Annotated in this window: 1 pseudogene; it reads left to right on the top strand. The window is 80.4% G+C overall.

The features are described from left to right. Positions 1-700 (top strand): annotated as a pseudogene (locus ABD211_RS32950) (hypothetical protein); the annotation flags it as partial.

Genomic DNA, 700 nt, shown 5'->3' with positions numbered 1-700 from the left:
CCGGCCCCGGACGCGCTGCCCGAGAGCCCGCCCCGCCCGGCGCTCCCGGCGTCCCCGGCCCCCGACAGTCCCGAGCCGACCAGCCTCGCCCTGCCCGTCGCCGGGCCACTCCCGGCGCCTTCCGTCGGGCCACTCCCGGCGCCCGCCGCCAGGACGCAGCCGGACGGCCGACCCGCCGAGTCTTTCGAGTGCGCGGACCGTGACGCGCCCGACGACTTCCCCGACCGGGACGCGCCCGACGACGGCGTCGACGAGGATCCGAGCGAGCCGGAGGCGGACGCGCCCGTCGCCTGGTGGGAGCCGACCGGAGCGGAGCAGGCCGTCGTCTGGCCGGAGGCGTACGCGCCGCCCGCCGCCCCGGCAGCGCCGACCGCGCCCGTGTCGGCGGGGTCACCAGAGGTTCCCGCCGCGTCGACGCCGCCCGCGTCGCCGAACGCCGCGTCGCCCTCAGGCGCCGACATGCCACGGGCCGATGCCGACGCGCGGCCGCGAAATGCGGATGTGCTCCCGCTGGGTGCGGATCTGCTGCCGCTGGGTGCTGATCTGCTGCCGCTCGTGCCGGGTGGTACGCCGCTCGCGGCCGGTGCCGCGGGGCCGGTGCTGCCGATGCTGGAGGAGGCGCCCGGCCCGCCCGGGTCGCTCGCCGGCGCGGCCGCGTCGCTGGCGAACGGCATCGGCGCGCGCCTCGGCGCGGCCGGGG

The sequence above is a fragment of the Luedemannella flava genome, assembly GCF_039528515.1.
Classification (GTDB): Bacteria; Actinomycetota; Actinomycetes; order Mycobacteriales; family Micromonosporaceae; genus Luedemannella; species Luedemannella flava.
This window is presented reverse-complemented; position numbering and strand designations above follow the sequence as displayed.